Genomic DNA, 19,598 nt, shown 5'->3' with positions numbered 1-19,598 from the left:
GCCCGTTCTATTCGAGCCCTTCGCACAAACATATTGTGCGTCGCAGGATGTTAGGCACAAATTAACTAGACCGAATGGGAGCGTCCGTGTCATGTCAGAAAAAACTTGGACACCCAACAGGGCCTATCCAATTCGTACTAGATTTTACCCTTGAGGATGGTCGGCGCGAGAAGCGCAGCTTCCGTGCGATTTCTGACTCCGAGCATTCGGATCACGGCGGAAACATGAATTTTCACTGTCGCCTCGGCAATGTTCAGCGCGAAGGCGATCTCTCGATTGGACAATCCCTTGCCGATCAAGGCCAGAACTTCGCGCTGACGCAGCGTCAGACCGATCGTCCGCGCACCGCGCTCCGGCTGCCGCATCGCGGAGGCGGGTTCCGGCGACTTCACGGCCAGGATGGTGTTGGGGGCGTAGAGCCGGCCCTCGAGCGTCGTGCGGATGGCCTCGAGCATCTCCTCGTGGCGCTGCCGACGGACGATCAATCCGTGGAAGCCGAGGCTCAGGGCATCCTGAAACAGGTCGGCTGACGCGTGCGAAACGACGAGCAGGAGGCGCGCGGCGCCGGCCGCCCGCTTCAGCCCCCCGAGATAAGTCGGATCCCCGGCGGGAAGCAGGCGCGATCCGACGATGACGAGATCGGTTTTCAGCGGAGAGCGAAGATGATTGATGAGTTCCGACGCCCCGGACACATCGACGATAATCATTCCGCTCGAACCGATCTCCAGAGCCTTCCGCAAACCGACGCGGAAGCTTTTCTGGTCATCTGCGATAATGATCCGCCACATGACGTTTGCTTTACTCCACTGGCGGACGTCGATGTCAGAGACAAGCCCGGCTTGTCTTGATAACCTCACCTCGAGCAACGGGACGGCCGCCTCACGGCCTCCGAAAGATTTTCAGCTGCACCGCACAACGCTAGATAACAGACAAAGAGATAATTCAAACTATAGTTATGCGTTCGGTCGAGCCGATGCTGCATCACAGCAAAGCTCGAAGCTATCGAGTTTTATCACCCTGGCCGATACCAACAAGTTTCTCTCAAGAGACTACCCTATATAGGCAAACATTATTTTACTTACTCAATCGCGCTATCGATTGAATCCAAAAAAATCCAGGCTGGCACAGCGGTGACCATTGAATACGCCCTTTGGGCTATCAACTACGAGGTATCCGCCTGACACTTTTGTTATATACTGCGCTGCAGCGGAGTCGTATCTTACAACCCTACGGTTGATCGAGCGATCCTGGTCCGGTGCTCAGCGTATAACTCAGATGGATCATGCCGCTGCGGCGACCGTAGGTGATCGGGGGGCTTCGATGGTCTCAGTCATTGCAGCGGGCAATCCCCGCCGAGTCACGAATTCGGCCGCGAAGGTGCAGCACGCATCGGCGTGCAAAACCCTTGCCGCGTGTCCCGTCCACCATCGATCAAGAAAGCGGCCGCCTCATCTCCGCACGCCCAGCCGCTGACGTGTCGGGGCTCCGTCGATGAATCAGCACGCGGCACCGGCGCCAATCGGCATGGGCCCGCTGAGCGCGGAAGCCGTGCGGACCTTGGAAGCGATCAGTGATCCTGTCCTCGTCGTCGCCCGCTCGGGCAGCGTCGCCTATGCCAACAACCCCGCCCGCCAACTACTGACGCGGGAAGATCCGGTCCCGATCCACCTCACGGGCAAGGCCTCGACGGCCTTTCTGGCTCGCGCCCGGACCACGCGCAGGCCGCTCCCCGGCGTGATCGCGGTCAAGCGGAGAGCGGGCGTGTACCGCTACCGCTGCCAGGGCTGCCGCCTGAATCGCGAGAGCATCGATCCCCTCGTCCTGCTGCGGATCCTGCCGGTTCGGGATGCGCGCTTCAACCTGTTGGCGAGTGAGGCGGTGATGTTGCGGCGTGAGCTCGCAGAGCGCGAGCGCTACCAGCGCCGCCTGCAGTCACTGCTGCGCGAGCGCGACCTGCTGCTGGCCGACCTGCGCCGCACCGCCCAGGCCCGGACCCGCGCCGAGCGCGACCGGGACGCGGTTCTGGCTCAGCTCTACCGGGCGCATCACGCGGAGCGGGAACGCCTTGCCCGCGAGCTTCACGACGAGGCCGGCCAGCAGCTCGCATGGCTGAAGCTGCGGCTGGACCGGTTGCGGCGCGCGCCGTCACCCGAGGAAATCGAGGCGATGCTGAAGCAGGTCGATGCGATCTCGGCCAGCCTGCGCCAGGTGGTTCGGGAACTGCGCCCGGTGGCGCTGACCGAGCTCGGCCTGATCCTCGCCCTGTCCGGGCTCGTGCGGGAGTGGTCGGATCGGTGCGGGATCCCCATCGAGTTCCAGCTCTCCGGAATCACTGTGACCCTCACGCCGGAGATCGAGGTGACGATCTTCCGGCTCGTTCAGGAAGCCCTGACCAACGTCGTCAAGCACGCACCGGGGGTGCGCCACGTCTCCGTGACCCTGCAATACGCCCGCGCCGACGTCACGCTGGCGATCGAGGATGACGGACCGGGCCTCAAAATCGAGCCGGCGCCGGACGCGCGCCGCGCGGGGAGCGGTTTCGGTCTCGCGGGGATGCGCGAGCGGCTGATGCTGCTCGGGGGACAGCTCATGATCGAATCGCCTCCTGGCGGCGGGACGACGATTCTGGCGCGTTTGCCGATGACAGGGGGCTGATATGGGCAGGGCAGAAGCAAGTGTCAGGGTCGCCCTGATCGACGACCATCCGATCTTCAGAAGCGGCGTCCGCGGCCTGCTCGGCGAGACCGCCGGCATCGAGGTCGTCGGGGAGGCGAGCGACGGACGGCACGCTCTGGACCTCGTCCACCGGACACAGCCCGACGTCGTCGTCATGGATATCACCATGACCGGCATGAGCGGGCTCGCCGTGGCCCGTGCACTTCGCGAGGCGGGTTCGGCGGTGCACATCGTTTTCTTGACGGTCAACGAGGATCTCGGCTTCGTCGACGAGGCGCTGAGCGCGGGCGCCCAGGGCTACGTCCTGAAACGCTCCGCCGGCACCAGCCTTCTGGAGGCGATTGAGGCCGTCGTTTCCGGCGGCCGTTATGTCGACAAAGAGATGCGCGCGGCTCCCTCTCCGCCCGGCCGCACGGAGGCCGGGCCACCCGCTCCCCATCCCGGCGAGGAGGGCGGCCTCACCGTGCGGGAGCGCGAGGTGCTCCGGCTCATTGCCCTCGGCATGACGATGAAGGAGGTCAGCCTCTCGATGTCGATCTCGGTGGCCTCGGTCGATACCTACAAGATCCGCGGTTGCAAGAAGCTCGGTCTCCGCTCCCGCGCCAGCATCGTCCGCTACGCCCTCGGGCAAGGTTGGCTCGAGACGGAGAATAGGCGCCTCTCAACTGATCGGCCACCATCCTTGATGTGAGCTTTTCGAAAACACCCTTTCGCCCCTGCCGTATCACCGCCCCTCAAGGCCATCCTGGGTCGTCACCTCGATCTTCGAGACTGTCGATCGGATCGCTTGCCGGAAGCGCCCGCCGCTCCAGAGCGCTCTTTAATACGCCCGCTGCGCTCTCCTCGTCCAAGCGAGGACGATCGGCGACCGGGCGTCTTGTGAAACACCCTCAGTCGAGCTCCTGCGCCGCGCGCTCCAGTGCCCCGAGAAGGGGTTCGATCTGCGCAGCACTCAGATCGTGGAAGCCGAGGGTGCGGCCCATCACGACGCCGAGCAACGCGAAGAACAGGGCGGCTCCGACCCCCGCCGGTCCCTCCGTGGCCTCGAACCGGGCGAGCCGCTCGGCCACGAAGGCGCGGTATCCGGCGAGCGCATCCGGATTCTCGGCGGAGGCGAGCAGCAGGGCCCGACTAAAGTCTTCCTCCTCGCCGTAGCTGCGGCGCAGGTGCTCGATCATGCCGAGCGCGAGCCCCGAGGCTCCCCCCGCCCGCTCGGCCTCGCAGGCAGCGATGCCGGCGCGCAGGTGCTGCAGCTTGCGATCGACGAGGGCGAGGATCAGCGCGTCCTTCGAGGCATAGTGGTGCAGCACGCCGCCCTTGCTCAGGCCCGCCTCCGCCGCAACCGCATCGATGGTCAGGGCCCGCGCATCGCCGCGGCGCAGCACCGCACCGGCCGCGTCGAGAATCACTTCCGCACGGTCGTCGCGGCGGGTGCGCGTCCTCTGCGACATGATCGACCCCGAACCCTGTACGCCGTCCCGGACATTCGATCCGGTCTCTGCCGCTCAACAATCGCCGGATGGCGGATTTGGACTTCGCTCCAGCGCCGCGCGGGCTTGCTGATACGCTCCCCGCTCTGATCAAGTAGAGACCGTATCGAACGCGCAAAGCGCGCAGAGACGGCACGCCTCACCAGCAAAGATTAAAAACCGTCTGGACGGTCGGTAAGATAGACGATAAGCCTGCGCCGCGAAAGACGCCTTGGCGGAAGGGGGGCACCTATCCCGTCCCAATCCCGCGTCTGCGCCTCGTCCTCTGCCCGGAACCTCGGCCGATGTCCTCAGGGCTCCGCCCCGTCCTCACCGCAGTGCTCGCAGCGGCCCTCTCGGCCCTTTCCGTCACCGCGGCGCTCCCGGCGGGCACGCCGGCAGCATCCGCCGTGCCGGAGGCGGAGAACCCCTCCGTGGTGCTGGTCCGTGTGGTGACCGCCCGGAAGGGGCCGGTCACGTCGGACGTGGTTCTGACCGGTGACGTCCAGGCCCAGGCCCAGACCAACATCGCCTTCCGCACCAACGGCAAGGTCGCCGAGCGCCGGGTCGAGGTCGGCGACCACGTCACCGCCGATCAGGTGCTGGCGGTGCTGGAGCCGCTGGTGCAGCGGGCCAACCTCGACAATGCCCGCGCCGCCCTGGTCTCGGCGGAGGCGCAGCTCACCCAGGCCAAGGTGACCTTCGAGCGCCAGAAGCAGCTCATCGGCGGCGGCTACACCACGCGCCCGGCCTACGACAACGCCGAGCAGCAATTGCGCACCTCGCAGGCCGCGGTCGATTCGGCCAAGGCGGCGCTCGGCACCGCCGAGGAACAGCTCTCCTATACCGAGTTGAGGGCGGGCGTGCCCGGCATCGTCATGAGCCGCACCTTCGAGGTCGGTCAGGTGGTGCAGTCGGGCCAGGCGGTGATGGTGCTGGCCCAGGACGGCCCGCGCGACGCGGTGTTCAACGTCTACGAGGCGCTGACCGCACACCCGCCCGGCGACAAGACGATTCACGTCACCCTCCAGTCCGACCCCGCGGTGTCGGTCAACGGCCATGTGCGCGAGATCTCGCCGACGGTGGATGCGGCGAGCGGGACGGTGCGCGTCAAGGTCGGGCTCGACGAGACCCCGCCGGCGATGTCGCTGGGCGCCGTGGTGATCGGCCGGGGCCGCTTCGCCTCGCGGGAGGCGGTGGTGCTGCCATGGTCGGCCCTCTACCGCTCCGACGGCCGCCCGGCGGTGTGGATCTACGATGCCGGGGCGGGCACGGTCGCGATTCGCGATGTCGAGATCGACCGCTACGGCTTCGACGACATCGTGCTCAAGACCGGCGTCGAGCCCGGCGAGACGGTGGTCACCGCCGGAATCCAGTTCCTGCGTCCGGGTCAGCACGTCGCGCTGGCCGGGCCGGCGACCACGGACGAGGCCACGCGGGAGTCGGCCAAGGCCGCGGCGGGGGAGGGTGGACGATGAGGCGCATACTCCTCGTCGCCGCCGGTGCCTCTCTGCTGGCCGCCTGCCAGCCGTCGCAGGAGGCGCCGACGCCGCCCCCCGTGCGGCCGGTCCTGACGACTCTGGCGCATCCCACCGACAGCGTGATCTTCGGTCCCTTCGCCGGCACGGTCGAGCCGCGCTACCAGTCGCAGCTCGGCTTCCAGATCGGCGGCCGCGTGGTGGCGCGCGACGTCACCGTCGGCGACGTCGTGAAGAAGGGGCAGCGGCTGGCCGCCCTCGACCCGATCGTGTCGCGCTTCGATCTCAGCCGCGCCGAGGCGGAACTGGCCGACGCCAAGGCCCAGGCCGAGAACGCGACGGCCACCGAGGCGCGCACCCGGCGCCTGATGGAGGGCAACAACGTCACCCAGGCCCAACTCGACGCGGCGGTGGCCCGGCGTGACACCGCCCAGGCCCGCCTCGCCCAGGCCGGGGCCAGCCTGCAGAAGGCCCGCGATCAGATCGGCTATACCGAGCTGCACGCCGATTTCGACGGCGTCGTCACCCAGCGGCTCGCCGAGATCGGGCAGGTGGTGAGCCCGGGGCAGGGAATCGTCACGCTCGCCCGGCCCGAGACCCGCGAGGCGGTGGTCGACATCCCGGAGACGCTGGCCGGCGCCATGCCCAAGGATGGGCGGTTCACGGTGGTGCTCCAGAGCGCGCCGGAGATCACCGCCCGCGGCCGGGTGCGCGAAGTCGCCCCCTTCGCCGAATCCGGCACCCGCACCCGCCGCGTCCGCCTCACCCTGGAGGAGCCCGGTCCGGCCTTCCGCCTGGGAGCCACCATCACCGTCGCGCTGGAGCGCGGCATCGAGCGCCGCTTCGTCCTGCCGGCCACCGCGCTCCTCGATTCGGAGGGGCGCCGCTCGGTCTGGATCGTGCCGGAAGCCGGCCAACCGGGAAACGGGAGTGCGGACGATGCGCAGCCCGGCGAATCGGGCACCCGGCGGGTCGAGCGCCGCGACGTCACCCTCGACGGGGACGGGCCGGACAGGAACGGGCGCGTCGCCGTGCGCATGGGCCTGAAACCCGGCGAGCGGGTCGTGGTGGCGGGCGTCCACTCCCTGCGCGACGGCCAGACCGTCCGGCTGGCGGACGACCGGAACTGAGCCGGAACCCGGTAAGACAGGCTGCAAAGGTTTCCGCGTGAAGGACTTCAACCTTTCCGACTGGGCGCTCGGCCACCGTTCGCTGGTCTGGTTCCTGATGCTCGTGTGCCTCGTGGCCGGCGTGATGGCCTATTCCCGGCTCGGCCGCGAGGAGGATCCGCCCTTTGCCATCAAGACCATGGTGGTCCAGGCGAGCTGGCCCGGCGCCACGATCAAGGACACCCTCGATCAGGTCACCGACCGGATCGAGAAGGAGCTGCAGCAGATCAACGCCCTCGATTATGTCCGCAGCTACACCACGCCGGGCCAGTCGACGGTGTTCGTGCAATTCCGCGACACGACGCAGAAGGAGGAGATCCAGCCCGCCTTCTACCAAGTGAGGAAGCGCCTCGGCGACATCGCGCACACCTTCCCGCAAGGGGTGCAGGGGCCAGCCTTCAACGACGAGTTCGGCGACGTCTACGGCAACGTCTACGCCTTCACCGCCGACGGCCTGACCCACCGGCAGTTGCGCGACTACGTAGAGGGCGTGCGCACCGAGATCCTGAAGGTTCCCAATATCGGCAAGACCCTGCTGATGGGCGTGCAAGGCGAGACGATCTACCTCGACTTCTCGACCCGCAAGCTCGCGGGCTACGGCATCGACATCCAGGCGCTGATCAAGGCGCTGCAATCGCAGAACGCGGTGGCCGCCTCCGGCGTGGTCCAGGCGGGACCGGAGCGAGTGAGCTTGCGCGTCAGCGGCCAATTCACGTCGGAAGACTCGCTGCGCAACGTGAATCTTCGCTTCAACGACCGCTTCTTCCGCCTCGCGGATGTGGCCGAGATCTCCCGCGGCTACGAGGACCCGCCGGCCGCCCTGTTCCGCGTCGGCGGCAAGCCGGCGATCGGGCTCGCCATCGCCATGCGCCCCAACGCCAACCTCCTGAAGTTCGGCGAGGATCTGAAGGAGCGCATGCACCGCATCGAGGGCAAGCTGCCCATCGGCGTCGGCATCCATCTCGTCTCCGACCAGCCCAAGATCGTGGAGGAAGCGGTCGGCGGCTTCACCAAGGCGCTGGTCGAGGCAGTGGTCATCGTGCTGCTCGTCAGCTTCGTCAGCCTGGGGCTGCGTGCCGGGCTCGTCGTCGCGATCTCGATCCCGCTCGTGCTCGCCATCGTCTTCGTCATCATGCAGATCATGGGCGTGACGCTGCAGCGCATCTCGCTCGGCGCCCTCATCATCGCGCTCGGCCTCCTTGTCGACGACGCAATGATCACCGTCGAGATGATGGTGGCCCGGCTCGAACTCGGCGACAACCTGAAGAAGGCGGCGACCTACGCCTACACCTCCACCGCCTTCCCGATGCTCACCGGCACCCTGGTGACGGTGGCGGGCTTTCTACCGATCGGCTTCAACGGCTCGTCGGCGGGCGAGTACACCTACTCGCTGTTCGTGGTGATCGCCGCCTCGCTGCTGGTCTCCTGGGTGGTCGCGGTGCTGTTCGCGCCGCTGCTCGGCGTGACGATCCTGCCCAAGACCATGAAGCACCACGCCGAGAAGCAGGGCCTGTTCACCCGTGCCTTCATGGCGGCCTTACGGGTGGCGATGCGGCTGCGCTGGATCACCGTAATCGTCTGCGTCGCCCTGATGGGTCTCGCCGTCGTCGGGATGGGCCACGTGCAGCAGCAGTTCTTTCCCTCCTCCGATCGCTCCGAGGTGCTGGTCGATCTGACCCTGCCGCAGAACGCCACCGTCACCGAGACACGAGCGCAGATGGACCGCTTCGAAGCTCATCTGAAGGATGATCCCGATATCGAGCGCTGGTCCTCCTATGTCGGACAGGGCGCGGTGCGCTTCTACCTGCCGCTCGACCAGCAGCTCGCCAACGCCTTCTTCGGGCAGATCGTGATCGTCACGAAGTCGCTGGAGATCCGCGACCAAGTGATCGCGCGGCTGCAAAAGATCGGCCGGCACGACTTCGTCGGCACCGACGTGCTGGTCCAGCCGCTCAATCTCGGCCCGCCCGTGGGCCGTCCGATCCAGTACCGCCTCTCCGGGCCGAACGTGCAGGAGGTGCGCCGCCTTGCGCTCAAGCTCGCCGACGTGGTCGCCACCGACAAGCGTCTCGCCGTGCCGACCTTCGACTGGAACGAGCCCGGCAAGGTGCTGCGCGTCGAGATCCTGCAGGACAAGGCGCGCCAGCTCGGCGTCACCAGCCAGGACATCGCCGGCATCCTCAACGGCATCGTCGGCGGCCAGGCGATCACGCAGGTGCGCGATTCGATCTACCTCGTGAACGTGGTCGGCCGAGCGCGCACTGTCGAGCGCACCTCGCTCGACACGCTCCAGAGCCTTCAGGTCGCGCTCTCCAACGGGTCGGTCGTGCCGATCCTGGCTTTCGCCAAGATCGACTACGACCTGGAGCAGCCGATCGTCTGGCGCCGCGACCGGGTGCCGACGCTGACGGTGCGTGCCACCATCAACGACGCGACACAGCCGCCGACGATCGTCGCCGCGCTCCAGCCCGCCATCGACGCCTACGTCGCGGCGCTGCCGGAGGGCTACACGCTGGCCGTCGGCGGCGCGGTCGAGGAGGCGGGCAAGGGCCAGGGTCCGATCGCGGCCGTGGTGCCGGTGATGCTGCTGGCCATGGCCTTCTTCCTGATGATCCAGCTCCAGAGCTTCCAGAAGCTGTTCCTGGTGTTCTCGGTCGCGCCGCTGGGCCTGATCGGGGTGGTTCCGGCCCTTCTGCTGTTCGACAAGCCGATGGGCTTCGTCGCGATCCTCGGCATCCTGGCGCTCATCGGCATCATCGTGCGCAACGCGGTGATCCTGGTGAGCCAGATCGAGGAATGCGAGGCGGACGGGATGGAGCCCTGGGATGCGGTGGTGGAAGCCACCCGGCACCGCATGCGGCCGATCCTGCTCACCGCGGCGGCGGCGAGCCTGGGCCTGATTCCGATCGCCCGCGAGGTGTTCTGGGGCCCGATGGCCTACGCGATGATCGGCGGCATCCTGGCGGCGACGGCGCTGACCCTGCTGTTCCTGCCCGCGCTCTATGTCGGCTGGTACCGAATCAAGCCGCCGCCGCGGGGCAAGGCGTCCGCGCGCCATGCCGTCGGGCACTGACGCAGGACGCTGACCGGGCGGAAGCGGTCTGTCCGGCGGGAAGATTCGTCCCGTCGGCCGGAGCAAGACCGGACCTATTATGCAGTTTACGCGCAGTGTAGGGAATATTGCGCGCTTAAACGCATCACCCCTGCTCTGTTTGCATAGCCGTTCTGTGTAACCTGCTGCGGCACCAAATTCTCTTTTCGTATGTCAACCCATCCGCTAGGCACGTGCCGAACGCCGCGACAAGGCGGCGGCTTCGATCGTACCTTCAGGCGAGCCGGCTGCCCGCGATGACCACCGACCACGCCACGGCCAATTCCCGTCCGCTCGAGCGCGACGCGCAGGTGGCCATGAGCCACCACGACGTCAGTCCCAACGATATCGCGCTCGGCGTGGTGATCGGACGCGCTTCGGAATATTTCGACTTCTTCGTGTTCGGCATCGCCTCGGTACTGGTGTTCCCGAAGGTGTTCTTCCCCTTCGCCGACCCACTGACGGGCACGCTCTACGCGTTCGCGATCTTCGCGCTCGCCTTCATCGCCCGCCCGCTCGGCTCGATCTTCTTCATGTGGGTGCACAAGCGGCACGGGCGCGGGGTGAAGCTCACCGCCGCCCTGTTCCTGCTCGGCGGCTCGACCGCGGCGATCAGCTTCCTGCCGAGCTACAACTCGATCGGGGTCGTCTCCATCGAGCTGCTGGCGATCCTGCGGGTGGCGCAGGGTTTCGCGCTGGGCGGCGCCTGGGACGGCATGGCCTCGCTTCTCGCCCTCAACGCGCCGCGCGAGCGCCGCGGCTGGTACGCGATGATCCCGCAGCTCGGCGCGCCGTTCGGCTTCATGGTGGCGAGCGCCCTGTTCGCCTTCTTCGTGGTCAACCTGACGCCTGAGGACTTCACCGACTGGGGCTGGCGCTTCCCGTTCTTCTGCGCCTTCACCATCAACGTCGTGGCCCTGTTCGCCCGCCTGCGCCTCGTCGCGACGCCGGAATTCACCCGCCTCCTCGACAAGGGCCAGCTCGAGCCCGTCGGCATCGTCGATCTCGCCCGCCACCACGCGCTGGACGTGTGGATCGGCGCCTTCGTGCCGCTGGCGAGCTTCGCCCTGTTCCACCTCGTGACGATCTTCCCGATCGCGTGGCTCGTGCTGTCGAGCGACCGTTCCGCCGGCGACTTCCTGATGGTGCAGTTCTCCGGCGCCGTCATCTGCGCCGGCGCGGTCGCCGCCTCGGGCCTGATCGCCGACCAGATCGGGCGCCGCAACATGCTGCTCATCAGTGCCGGCCTGATCGCCGCCTTCGCCTGCGGCTCGATCCTGGCGCCGCTGATCTTCGGCGAGAACGCCATCGGCCAGACGATCTACGTCAATATCGGCTTCATGCTGCTCGGCCTGTCCTACGGCCAGACCACCGGCGCCGTGACGTCGCGGCTCGGCTCGCGCTACCGCTATACCGGCGCGGCGCTGACCTCGGATCTCGCCTGGCTGTTCGGCGCAGGGTTCGCCCCCCTCGTGGTGCTGTACCTCTCCACCGCCTACGGCCTCGCCATGGTCGGCGTGTACCTGCTGTCCGGTGCTCTGGCGACGCTGCTCGCGCTCTCCCTCGACCGCTCCGAGATGCGCCAGATGTGATTGTGGGCCCGCGGGCGGAGAGCCTCTCGCCGCGGGATCTTGAGTGAAACGAACCGTCGCCGTGCGGGACGATGCCCGCGCGGCCCTTGCGATGGAACGAAGATTCGTGGCCATGACCGCCGACCGTTCATTGAGAGCCCGTTCCGGGGCCGGCTCCGTGCGCCGGATCCTGCAGGGCGCCGTCCTGCTGCCCCTGTTCGGCCTGCTCGCCGGCTGCAACCTCGTGGTGATGCAGCCGTCGGGCGACATCGCCGTGCAGCAGCGCAACCTCATCCTCGCCTCGACGGGGCTGATGCTGCTCATCATCGTGCCCGTCATCGCGCTGACCCTGCTGTTCGCGTGGCGCTACCGTGCCTCGAACACGGCCGCCCGCCACGACCCCGACTGGGATCACTCGACCGGGCTCGAAGTGGTGATCTGGACCGCGCCGCTGCTGATCATCATCGCCCTCGGCGCCCTGACCTGGATCAGCACCCACACCCTCGACCCGTTCCGGCCGCTCTCGCGCATCGAACCCGGCAAGCCGGTGGCGGCGGACGTGAAGCCGCTCGAGGTGCAGGTCGTCGCCCTCGATTGGAAGTGGCTGTTCTTCTACCCCGAATACAACGTCGCCACCGTCAACGAATTGGCCGCGCCGGTGAACCGGCCGATCCAGTTCAAGATCACCGCCTCCTCGGTGATGAACGCCTTCTACGTCCCCGCGCTCGCCGGCATGATCTACGCCATGCCCGGCATGCAGACGCAGCTCCACGCGGTGATCAACAAGGCCGGCGAGTACGAGGGCCTGTCCTCGCACTACAGCGGCACCGGCTTCTCGCGCATGACCTTCAAGTTCCACGGGCTCGATGGCGACGGCTTCGACCAGTGGATTGCCAAAGTGAAGCAGCAGGGTTCGGACCTGACCCGCGATGCTTATCTTGAGCTCGAACGCCCGAGCGAGCGGGTGCCCGTCACCTATTATTCGAAGTTCGCCGACGGGCTCTTCGGCAAGATCGTCGGCATGTGCGCCATGCCCGGCAAGATGTGCATGGGCGAGATGATGGCCATCGACGCCAAGGGCGGCGCCGGCAAGGAGAGCCGCGAGAACGTCGACCGGCTGCAATACGACAACCGCCACACGCAGCGCGGCGACGAGCCCCCGGGCGCGACCACGCCGGCCTCGCACCGCGCGCCCAAGAGCGAGTCACCCGACTCCGACAAGACCCACGAGGGGAGCGGCCAAGGCCGCACCGCTCCCGACCAGACCAACAACTGATCCGTCGCCGCCCCAGGATTTACGGACGAGCCTCATTCCATGTTCGCAAACACGGACCTGCAGCATCTGCTGTTCGGGCGCCTCTCTCTCGAGGACATCCCGTTCCACGAACCGATCCTGCAAGTAACCTTTGCAGGCGTCGCCGTGGCCGGGATCGCGGTGCTCGCCGCGATCACCTATTTCCGCTTCTGGGGCCCGCTCTGGCGCGACTGGCTGACCTCGGTCGATCACAAGAAGATCGGCATCATGTACGTCATCCTGGCGCTCGTGATGCTGCTGCGCGGCTTTGCCGACGCGCTGCTGATGCGCTCGCAGCAGGCGATCGCCTTCGGCGCCAACGAGGGCTACCTGCCGCCGCACCACTACGACCAGATCTTCACGGCGCACGGCGTGATCATGATCTTCTTCGTGGCGATGCCCTTCGTCACCGGCCTGATGAACTACGTCGTGCCGCTGCAGATCGGCGCCCGCGACGTCGCCTTCCCGTTCCTGAACAACTTCTCGTTCTGGATGACGGTCTCTGGCGCGGTCACGATCATGATCTCGCTGTTCGTGGGTGAGTTCGCCCGCACCGGCTGGCTCGCCTACCCGCCGCTCTCGGGCGCGGACATGAGTCCCGGCGTCGGCGTCGACTACTACATTTGGGGCCTGCAGATCGCGGGCATCGGCACGACGCTGTCGGGCATCAACCTGATCGCGACCATCGTGAAGATGCGCGCGCCCGGCATGTCGATGATGAAGCTGCCGATCTTCACCTGGACCTCGCTCTGCACCAACGTGCTGATTGTCGCCGCCTTCCCGATCCTCGCCGCCGTTCTCGCGCTGCTGACCCTCGACCGCTACGTCGGCACGCACTTCTTCACGAACGACCTCGGCGGCAATCCGATGATGTACTTCAACCTCATCTGGATCTGGGGTCATCCGGAGGTCTACATCCTCATCCTGCCGGCCTTCGGCGTGTTCTCGGAGGTCACCTCGGCCTTCTGCGGCAAGCGCCTGTTCGGCTACACCTCGATGGTCTACGCGACCATCGTCATCACGATCCTGTCCTACCTCGTGTGGCTGCACCACTTCTTTACGATGGGGTCGGGCGCGAGCGTGAACTCGTTCTTCGGCATCACGACGATGATCATCTCGATCCCGACGGGTGCCAAGATCTTCAACTGGCTGTTCACGATGTATCGCGGCCGCATCCGGTTCGACGTGCCGATGCTGTGGACCGTCAGCTTCATGGTGACCTTCGTCATCGGCGGCATGACCGGCGTGCTGCTCGCCGTGCCGCCGGCCGACTTCGTGCTCCACAACTCGCTGTTCCTGATCGCGCACTTCCACAACGTGATCATCGGCGGCGTGCTGTTCGGCATGTTCGCCGGCGTGAACTACTGGTTCCCGAAGGCCTTCGGATTCAAGCTCGACGAGTTCTGGGGCAAGGTCAGCTTCTGGTTCTGGACCATCGGCTTCTACGTCGCCTTCATGCCGCTCTACGTGCTCGGCCTGATGGGCGTGACCCGCCGTGCCCAGCACTTCGACGATCCCTCGCTGCAGCCGTGGTTCGTGGTCGCCGCCATCGGCGCGGGCCTGATCGCCATCGGCATCGGCGCGATGATCGTCCAGTTCGCGGTCTCGATCAAAAACCGCGAGAAGCTGCGCGACGTCACCGGCGATCCGTGGGAGGGCCGCACCCTCGAATGGTCCACCTCCTCGCCGCCGCCGGACTACAACTTCGCCTTCACGCCCGTGGTGCACGGCCTCGACGCGTGGTGGGAGATGAAGGCCCGCGGCTTCCAGCGCCCGCTCCAGGGCTACAAGCCGATCCACATGCCCAAGAACACCGCCACCGGCGTGATCCTGGGCGTGATCAGCATCGCCTTCTCCTTCGCAATGATCTGGTACATCTGGTGGCTGGCGGCGCTGACCCTCGTGGCGACCTTCGTCGTCGCGATCGGCCACACCTTCAACTACAACCGCGACTACTACATCCCCGCCGAAACGGTTCGCCGCACGGAAGAGCAGCGGACCGAGGCGCTGGCGGCGGTGCGGGCCTGAGGACACCATGGCATCCCATGCAAACTCCGCCCTGACTGGGGCGGCCTCCGCCGACGTGCCGCGCTACCTCGATCTCGAGGGCGAGCATCACCCGGAAGGGAGCACGATGCTCGGCTTCTGGATCTACCTGATGAGCGACTGCCTCATCTTCGCGGTCCTGTTCGCCACCTACGCCGTGCTCGGCCGCAACTATGCGGCCGGGCCCTCGCCGAAAGACCTGTTCGACCTGTCCCTGGTGGCGGTGAACACGTCGATGCTGCTGTTCTCCTCCATCACCTACGGTTTCGCCATGCTGGCGATGGCGAAGAACGATGTCGCCAAGACACAAGCGTGGCTGGCGGTCACCGGCCTGTTCGGCGCGGCCTTCGTCGGGCTCGAACTCTACGAGTTCGCGCACCTGATCCACGAGGGCGCCACGCCCCAGCGCAGCGGCTTCCTGTCGGCGTTCTTCACCCTGGTCGGCACCCACGGCCTGCACGTCACCTTCGGCCTGATCTGGCTCGTCGTGCTGATGGTCCAGACCCAGCTCAAGGGCCTGATCCCGGAGAACCAGCGCCGGCTGATGTGCCTGTCGATGTTCTGGCACTTCCTCGACGTCATCTGGATCGGCGTCTTCACCTTCGTGTACCTGATGGGAGTCCTGCAATGAGCGGGGCAGCGCGCGCGGACGATCACGCCCATGGTCATGGCCACGATGGTCATGGCCACGGCGGCCATGGGCAGGACGCCCACGGCCACGGCTCGTTCAAGGATTACGTGACGGGCTTCGTCCTCTCCGTCATCCTGACGGCGATCCCGTTCTGGCTGGTGATGGGCAACGTCATCGAGGACAAGCTCGTCACGGGCGTCGTTATCCTCGCGCTGGCGATGGTGCAGATCGTGGTTCACATGATCTACTTCCTGCACATGAACACCAAGTCGGAGGGCGGCTGGACCTTCCTGGCGCTGATCTTCACGGTCACGATCGTGGTCATCACGCTGTGCGGCTCGATCTGGGTCATGCACCACCTCAACACCAACATGATGCCGATCTCGGCCGAGGAGATGCGTCACGCCCCCTGACGCCTCCCCGGAGTCCGGCGCGCCCGGACCCGCTGCTGCGGCAGCGGGTCCGGGGCGTTCCTTACTCGCCCGCATTGCGCTGGTTCTGGCAGGCCTCGCCTTGATCGGCATGTTCCTTGCCCTCGGCACGTGGCAGGTCGAGCGCCGGGTGTGGAAGCTCGACCTGATCGACCGGGTCGAGGCCCGCATCCATGCCGAGCCGGTGTCCGCACCGGGACCGGAGGACTGGGCCGGCCTCACGGCGGCCTCGGCCGAGTACCGGCGGGTTCGGCTCACCGGGCGCTTCGCCCATGACCGCGCCACCCTGGTCCAGGCCGTGACCGGGCGCGGCGCCGGGTTCTGGGTGCTGGTGCCGCTGGCCACCGACCGCGGCTTCACCGTGCTCGTCAATCGCGGCTTCGTCCCGTCGGAATCCCGCGAGCGTGCGGCCCGTGCGACGGGCGAACCGGACGGGGAGGTGACGGTCACGGGGCTTCTGCGTCTGACCGAGCCCGGCGGCGGCTTCCTGCGCCGCAACGATCCGGCGGCGGATCGCTGGTACTCCCGCGACGTCGCCGCCATCGCCGCTGCCCGCGGGATCGACCGGAAGCAGGCCGAGGTCGCGCCCTACTTCGTGGATGCCGACGCCGCTCCGAATCTGGGCGGCCTGCCGGTCGGCGGCCTCACCGTGGTGGCGTTCCACAACAATCATCTCGTCTACGCGCTGACGTGGTACGCGCTCGCCGGCATGAGTGCTGCGGCCCTCGTCTACGCGCTCAGAGGATCACGCAGGGTGTCCCGTCGCTGATAGTCCTCCCTCGGCACATTGACGCATCTGCGGTGGGCGGACGGTCGCACTACTGCGTGACGAGACGCCCGGCGGGCTCGAAAACAATTTTTTATATTTCAGATCACCCCGCCGTATCGATTTAATGGCTGAGGTTGTTAACCCTTTGCGCACAGGGGCTGTCGCGATTCGCGGCCGCTCCGTGACGCCGGATAAAGGGGGGAATCGATATGGGAGTCGCCCTGCACGGGCTTGGGCGGGAAGGGCTCGATCGCCGCGACGGCGACGAGTTCGCCCGTCGCGTGCCTGAGCCTCTGGCGGGTCTCATCGTTCACATGGAGCGGACGCTCGTTACGCTGACCGGGGAGAACGGGGGCCGCAACGAGCTGCATGCCCTGCGCAACACGCTCTCCGACCTCTGCGTGCTGACCGAGGAGACCCCGCGGATCCGGCGGGCGGTGGATCGTTTCGTTCTGGCCGGCGACCGCCTCGGCGAGGCGGTGATCGCGCCGCGAGGCTACGAGCGCCGGTGGTGCAGCGCCCGCCTGAGCAAGGCCCGGCAAGCGCTCGCGTCTCTCGAACGGACGCTGGCGGACGCCCGCCCGAGCCGGATCGCAGTGCGGCTCGACCGCGACTGGTAGGGGCAGGAGCCGGACGAGGCACGCGAAAACGGCCGAGCTTGGCGGGAACAGTTACGCCGGCCAAAGGTTTGCGGACGCGGACACTCGCCGCGCCGTTCCCCCTCGAGCCACCGAATGGACAGACCCAGCCGATCGGCCCAGACCTGGGCAGCCACGGCCGGCGCCGCCGCCCTGGCGGTCGGCGCATGGTACCTCCTGCCCGTCGAGGATTGGCTGCGCGCCTTCTCGAATTGGGCGAACGGTCTCGGCCCCTACGGCCTCGCGGCCTTCGGCGTGCTGTTCTTCCTCGCGACCCTCCTCGTCGTGCCGGGCACGCCGCTCACCATCGCCGGGGCGGTCGCCTTCGGCTGGGCGGTGATGCCGGTGGTGCTGCTCGCGGCGACACTCGGCTCCTGGCTCGCCTTCGTGGCCGCCCGCTACTTGTTTCGCGAGCGGGTGCGGGGGCTGATCGCGCGCCGGCCGGCGCTGAATGCCACCGTGGAGGCGGTCGGCGACGGCGGCTGGCGGCTGATGACCCTGATGCGGCTCAGTCCCTTCGTGCCGTTCAACGCCCAGAACTACGTGTTCGGGGTGACGGATGTCCGCACCTCCGCCTATCTGGTCTCCACAATCATCGGCATGCTGCCGGGCACTCTGGTCTGCGTCTATCTCGGCGTGATCGGCCGCCATGCCGGCAGCGACGAGCCGACCCACTGGATCACCCTCGGTCTCGGCCTTCTCGCCACCGTGGCGGCGGTGGAACTGACCCGGCGGCGGGTGCGGGCCAAGCTTGAGACGGGCAAGCCGGCCCGCGCATGAGGATGGATCTCGGAGTGGGCAAAGGATCGGCCGAGAGCTGGCTGCGGCCCGGGCTCACCTGCTGGCGGCAGGAGCGGGCGGGGCGCGCCGCGGTGCTGCATGACGGCGCGGCCTATTTCGCCGCCGCCCACGCGGCGCTACTGAACGCGCGCCGCTCCATCACCCTGATCGGCTGGAGCTTCGATCCGCGCTCGCGCCTGTTGCCGGGCGATGCGCCGGATGCCGGCGAGACGCTGGCCGAGTTGCTGCGCCGCCTCAAGACGGCGCGGCCGGAACTCGCCGTCCGCATCCTGATCTGGGACATGCCCTGGCCGATCTCGGCGGGCAACGACCACACGCCCGACAGCGTGCGCGCGAGCCTCGGCCCCGATATCGACTTCCGCATCGACAGCACGCTGCCCTTCGGCGCCTGCCAACATCAGAAGATCCTGGTGATCGACGATCGGATCGCCTTCTGCGGCGGCAGCGATTTCGAGGTGAACCGCTGGGACACGCCTGCCCACCGCGACCGCGATCCCCGCCGCCGCCTGCCGTCGGGCGAGGACTACCCGCCGCGCCACGACGTGATGATGCTGGTCGATCGCTCCGCCGCCACCGCCCTGGCCGAACTGGCCCGCGAGCGCTGGCGCCGCGCCACCGGCGAGACCTTCCCCTTCGCCGATTCCGAGGCCGATCACGATCCCTGGCCCGGCACCCTGGCGCCGCACCTGACCGACGTGACGGTGGGCATCGCCCGGACCGATCCGCCGCTCGGCGGCCGTGCGGCGGTCACGGAGAGCGCCGCCCTCTATCTCGCCTCGATCCGTGCGGCGGAGCGGTTCATCTATTTGGAGAACCAGTACCTCGCCTCGCCGGTGGTGGCGGAGGCGCTGGCCGCGCGCCTCGCCGAGCCGGAGGGGCCGGAGATCGTGATCGTCCTGTCCGAGCGCAGCCCGAGCGGCTTCGACCGCCTGACCATGGACAGCGCACGCCGCGGCCTGATCCGCGGCTTGCGGCGCGCAGATCGCTTCGGCCGCCTGCGGATCGTGGCGCCGCATACCGAGAAGCGCCGGCCGATCCTGGTTCACGCCAAGGTCGCGATCATCGACGAGCGCCTGCTCCGGATCGGCTCGACCAACCTCAACAACCGCTCCTTCGGCTACGACACCGAGTGCGATCTGGCCGTGGAGGTGCCGCCCGAGGACGGTGAATCCCGCGCGGCGGTGCGGCGGCTGCTCGTGCGGCTGCTCGCCCATCACGGCGGCTGCCCGCCCGACGTGTTCGCGCAGGCCTTCGAGGCCCGCGGCTCCCTGCGGGCGGTGCTCGACGATCCCCGGTTGATGCCGAGCCCACGGGTCTGCCCGCTGGTTCCCTCCCGCCGCGGCCCCGTGGCCCGCCTCGTCGAGGCGTTCCATCTCGGCGACCCGGTGAGCCCCGCCGATGCGTGGCGCCCCTGGCGGCGGCGCAAGGCGCTGCGCCGAGCCAGAGGCGAGGTGGCTTCGAAGGCCGGGGCGCCATCGCCGGGGGAGGTTTTAGAGGCGACCTGAGCCCCTGTTTCGCGGGCGCCGGGACGGGT

At 67.5% G+C, this 19,598-nt stretch carries 16 protein-coding genes; 14 read left to right on the top strand and 2 right to left on the bottom strand.

Annotation, left to right across the window (positions count from 1 at the left end; translation table 11 throughout):
- Positions 1–137: 137 nt before the first annotated feature.
- Positions 138–788 carry a response regulator transcription factor gene (locus LPC10_RS22170; RefSeq protein ID WP_231344406.1) on the bottom strand — a complete coding sequence of 217 codons (651 nt, stop codon included), beginning with the start codon at positions 786–788 and terminating at the stop codon, positions 138–140.
- A 736-nt stretch (positions 789–1,524) separates the two neighbouring features.
- Here LPC10_RS22170 and LPC10_RS22165 point away from each other — a divergent pair.
- Positions 1,525–2,655, top strand: a complete 1,131-nt coding sequence (locus LPC10_RS22165) for a sensor histidine kinase (protein WP_231344405.1) — start codon at positions 1,525–1,527, stop codon at positions 2,653–2,655.
- Position 2,656: 1 nt separating this feature from the next.
- Positions 2,657–3,367, top strand: a complete 711-nt coding sequence (locus LPC10_RS22160) for a response regulator transcription factor (protein WP_231344404.1) — start codon at positions 2,657–2,659, stop codon at positions 3,365–3,367.
- A gap of 199 nt (positions 3,368–3,566) precedes the next feature.
- On the opposite strand, the gene LPC10_RS22155 is transcribed toward LPC10_RS22160, so the two are convergent.
- The gene (locus LPC10_RS22155; RefSeq protein WP_231344403.1) at positions 3,567–4,127 is read right to left on the bottom strand and encodes a TetR/AcrR family transcriptional regulator; all 561 of its coding nucleotides are present in this window, start codon (positions 4,125–4,127) and stop codon (positions 3,567–3,569) included.
- A 323-nt stretch (positions 4,128–4,450) separates the two neighbouring features.
- Here LPC10_RS22155 and LPC10_RS22150 point away from each other — a divergent pair, with 323 nt between their 5' ends.
- From LPC10_RS22150 to LPC10_RS22095, 12 genes are all read left to right on the top strand, one after another.
- On the top strand, positions 4,451–5,623 hold the full coding sequence (locus LPC10_RS22150; protein ID WP_231344402.1) for an efflux RND transporter periplasmic adaptor subunit: 1,173 nt from the start codon (positions 4,451–4,453) through the stop codon (positions 5,621–5,623).
- Positions 5,620–6,753: an efflux RND transporter periplasmic adaptor subunit gene (locus LPC10_RS22145; protein ID WP_231344401.1), complete on the top strand. Its 1,134-nt coding sequence runs from the start codon at positions 5,620–5,622 to the stop codon at positions 6,751–6,753. The genes LPC10_RS22150 and LPC10_RS22145 overlap by 4 nt, the downstream gene beginning before the upstream one ends.
- Positions 6,754–6,790: 37 nt before the next feature.
- Positions 6,791–9,865 (top strand): efflux RND transporter permease subunit, encoded by a 3,075-nt coding sequence (locus LPC10_RS22140; RefSeq protein WP_305080613.1) that lies wholly within the window; start codon positions 6,791–6,793, stop codon positions 9,863–9,865.
- A gap of 275 nt (positions 9,866–10,140) precedes the next feature.
- Complete coding sequence (locus LPC10_RS22135; RefSeq protein ID WP_231344400.1) at positions 10,141–11,475, top strand: MFS transporter; 1,335 nt, start codon at positions 10,141–10,143, stop codon at positions 11,473–11,475.
- Positions 11,476–11,587: 112 nt separating this feature from the next.
- Positions 11,588–12,730, top strand: coding sequence for a ubiquinol oxidase subunit II (gene cyoA, locus LPC10_RS22130; protein ID WP_231347121.1), 1,143 nt, complete (start codon positions 11,588–11,590; stop codon positions 12,728–12,730).
- A gap of 39 nt (positions 12,731–12,769) precedes the next feature.
- Positions 12,770–14,776, top strand: coding sequence for a cytochrome o ubiquinol oxidase subunit I (gene cyoB / locus LPC10_RS22125; protein WP_231344399.1), 2,007 nt, complete (start codon positions 12,770–12,772; stop codon positions 14,774–14,776).
- A 7-nt stretch (positions 14,777–14,783) separates the two neighbouring features.
- Positions 14,784–15,425 (top strand): cytochrome o ubiquinol oxidase subunit III, encoded by a 642-nt coding sequence (gene cyoC / locus LPC10_RS22120; RefSeq protein ID WP_231344397.1) that lies wholly within the window; start codon positions 14,784–14,786, stop codon positions 15,423–15,425.
- Entirely contained in the window at positions 15,422–15,838 is a 417-nt protein-coding gene (cyoD, locus tag LPC10_RS22115) for a cytochrome o ubiquinol oxidase subunit IV (protein ID WP_231344395.1), read from the top strand. Before cyoC ends, cyoD begins: the two co-directional genes overlap by 4 nt.
- 109 nt (positions 15,839–15,947) lie before the next feature.
- Positions 15,948–16,625, top strand: coding sequence for an SURF1 family protein (locus LPC10_RS22110; RefSeq protein ID WP_231344394.1), 678 nt, complete (start codon positions 15,948–15,950; stop codon positions 16,623–16,625).
- Between the two features lie 209 nt (positions 16,626–16,834).
- Positions 16,835–17,245 carry a hypothetical protein gene (locus LPC10_RS22105; protein ID WP_231344393.1) on the top strand — a complete coding sequence of 137 codons (411 nt, stop codon included), beginning with the start codon at positions 16,835–16,837 and terminating at the stop codon, positions 17,243–17,245.
- 114 nt (positions 17,246–17,359) lie between these two features.
- Entirely contained in the window at positions 17,360–18,043 is a 684-nt protein-coding gene (locus LPC10_RS22100; protein WP_231344392.1) for a TVP38/TMEM64 family protein, read from the top strand.
- On the top strand, positions 18,040–19,569 hold the full coding sequence (locus LPC10_RS22095) for a phospholipase D-like domain-containing protein (protein WP_370644602.1): 1,530 nt from the start codon (positions 18,040–18,042) through the stop codon (positions 19,567–19,569). Before LPC10_RS22100 ends, LPC10_RS22095 begins: the two co-directional genes overlap by 4 nt.
- Positions 19,570–19,598: the final 29 nt, after the last annotated feature.

It is taken from the genome of Methylorubrum sp. B1-46 (assembly GCF_021117295.1).
GTDB lineage: Bacteria > Pseudomonadota > Alphaproteobacteria > Rhizobiales > Beijerinckiaceae > Methylobacterium.
The sequence above is the reverse complement of the archived record's forward strand: the minus strand, read 5'-3'. Positions and strand labels throughout refer to the sequence as shown.

Bases quoted from the DNA above. Each gene is read 5' to 3' on its own strand.
- LPC10_RS22170 (WP_231344406.1), bottom strand. From the start codon at position 788: ATGTGGCGGATCATTATCGCAGATGACCAGAAAAGCTTCCGCGTCGGT.
- LPC10_RS22165 (WP_231344405.1), top strand. From the start codon at position 1,525: ATGGGCCCGCTGAGCGCGGAAGCCGTGCGGACCTTGGAAGCGATCAGT.
- LPC10_RS22160 (WP_231344404.1), top strand. From the start codon at position 2,657: ATGGGCAGGGCAGAAGCAAGTGTCAGGGTCGCCCTGATCGACGACCAT.
- LPC10_RS22155 (WP_231344403.1), bottom strand. From the start codon at position 4,127: ATGTCGCAGAGGACGCGCACCCGCCGCGACGACCGTGCGGAAGTGATT.
- LPC10_RS22150 (WP_231344402.1), top strand. From the start codon at position 4,451: ATGTCCTCAGGGCTCCGCCCCGTCCTCACCGCAGTGCTCGCAGCGGCC.
- LPC10_RS22145 (WP_231344401.1), top strand. From the start codon at position 5,620: ATGAGGCGCATACTCCTCGTCGCCGCCGGTGCCTCTCTGCTGGCCGCC.
- LPC10_RS22135 (WP_231344400.1), top strand. From the start codon at position 10,141: ATGACCACCGACCACGCCACGGCCAATTCCCGTCCGCTCGAGCGCGAC.
- cyoA (WP_231347121.1), top strand. From the start codon at position 11,588: ATGACCGCCGACCGTTCATTGAGAGCCCGTTCCGGGGCCGGCTCCGTG.
- cyoB (WP_231344399.1), top strand. From the start codon at position 12,770: ATGTTCGCAAACACGGACCTGCAGCATCTGCTGTTCGGGCGCCTCTCT.
- cyoC (WP_231344397.1), top strand. From the start codon at position 14,784: ATGGCATCCCATGCAAACTCCGCCCTGACTGGGGCGGCCTCCGCCGAC.
- cyoD (WP_231344395.1), top strand. From the start codon at position 15,422: ATGAGCGGGGCAGCGCGCGCGGACGATCACGCCCATGGTCATGGCCAC.
- LPC10_RS22110 (WP_231344394.1), top strand. From the start codon at position 15,948: ATGTTCCTTGCCCTCGGCACGTGGCAGGTCGAGCGCCGGGTGTGGAAG.
- LPC10_RS22105 (WP_231344393.1), top strand. From the start codon at position 16,835: ATGGGAGTCGCCCTGCACGGGCTTGGGCGGGAAGGGCTCGATCGCCGC.
- LPC10_RS22100 (WP_231344392.1), top strand. From the start codon at position 17,360: ATGGACAGACCCAGCCGATCGGCCCAGACCTGGGCAGCCACGGCCGGC.
- LPC10_RS22095 (WP_370644602.1), top strand. From the start codon at position 18,040: ATGAGGATGGATCTCGGAGTGGGCAAAGGATCGGCCGAGAGCTGGCTG.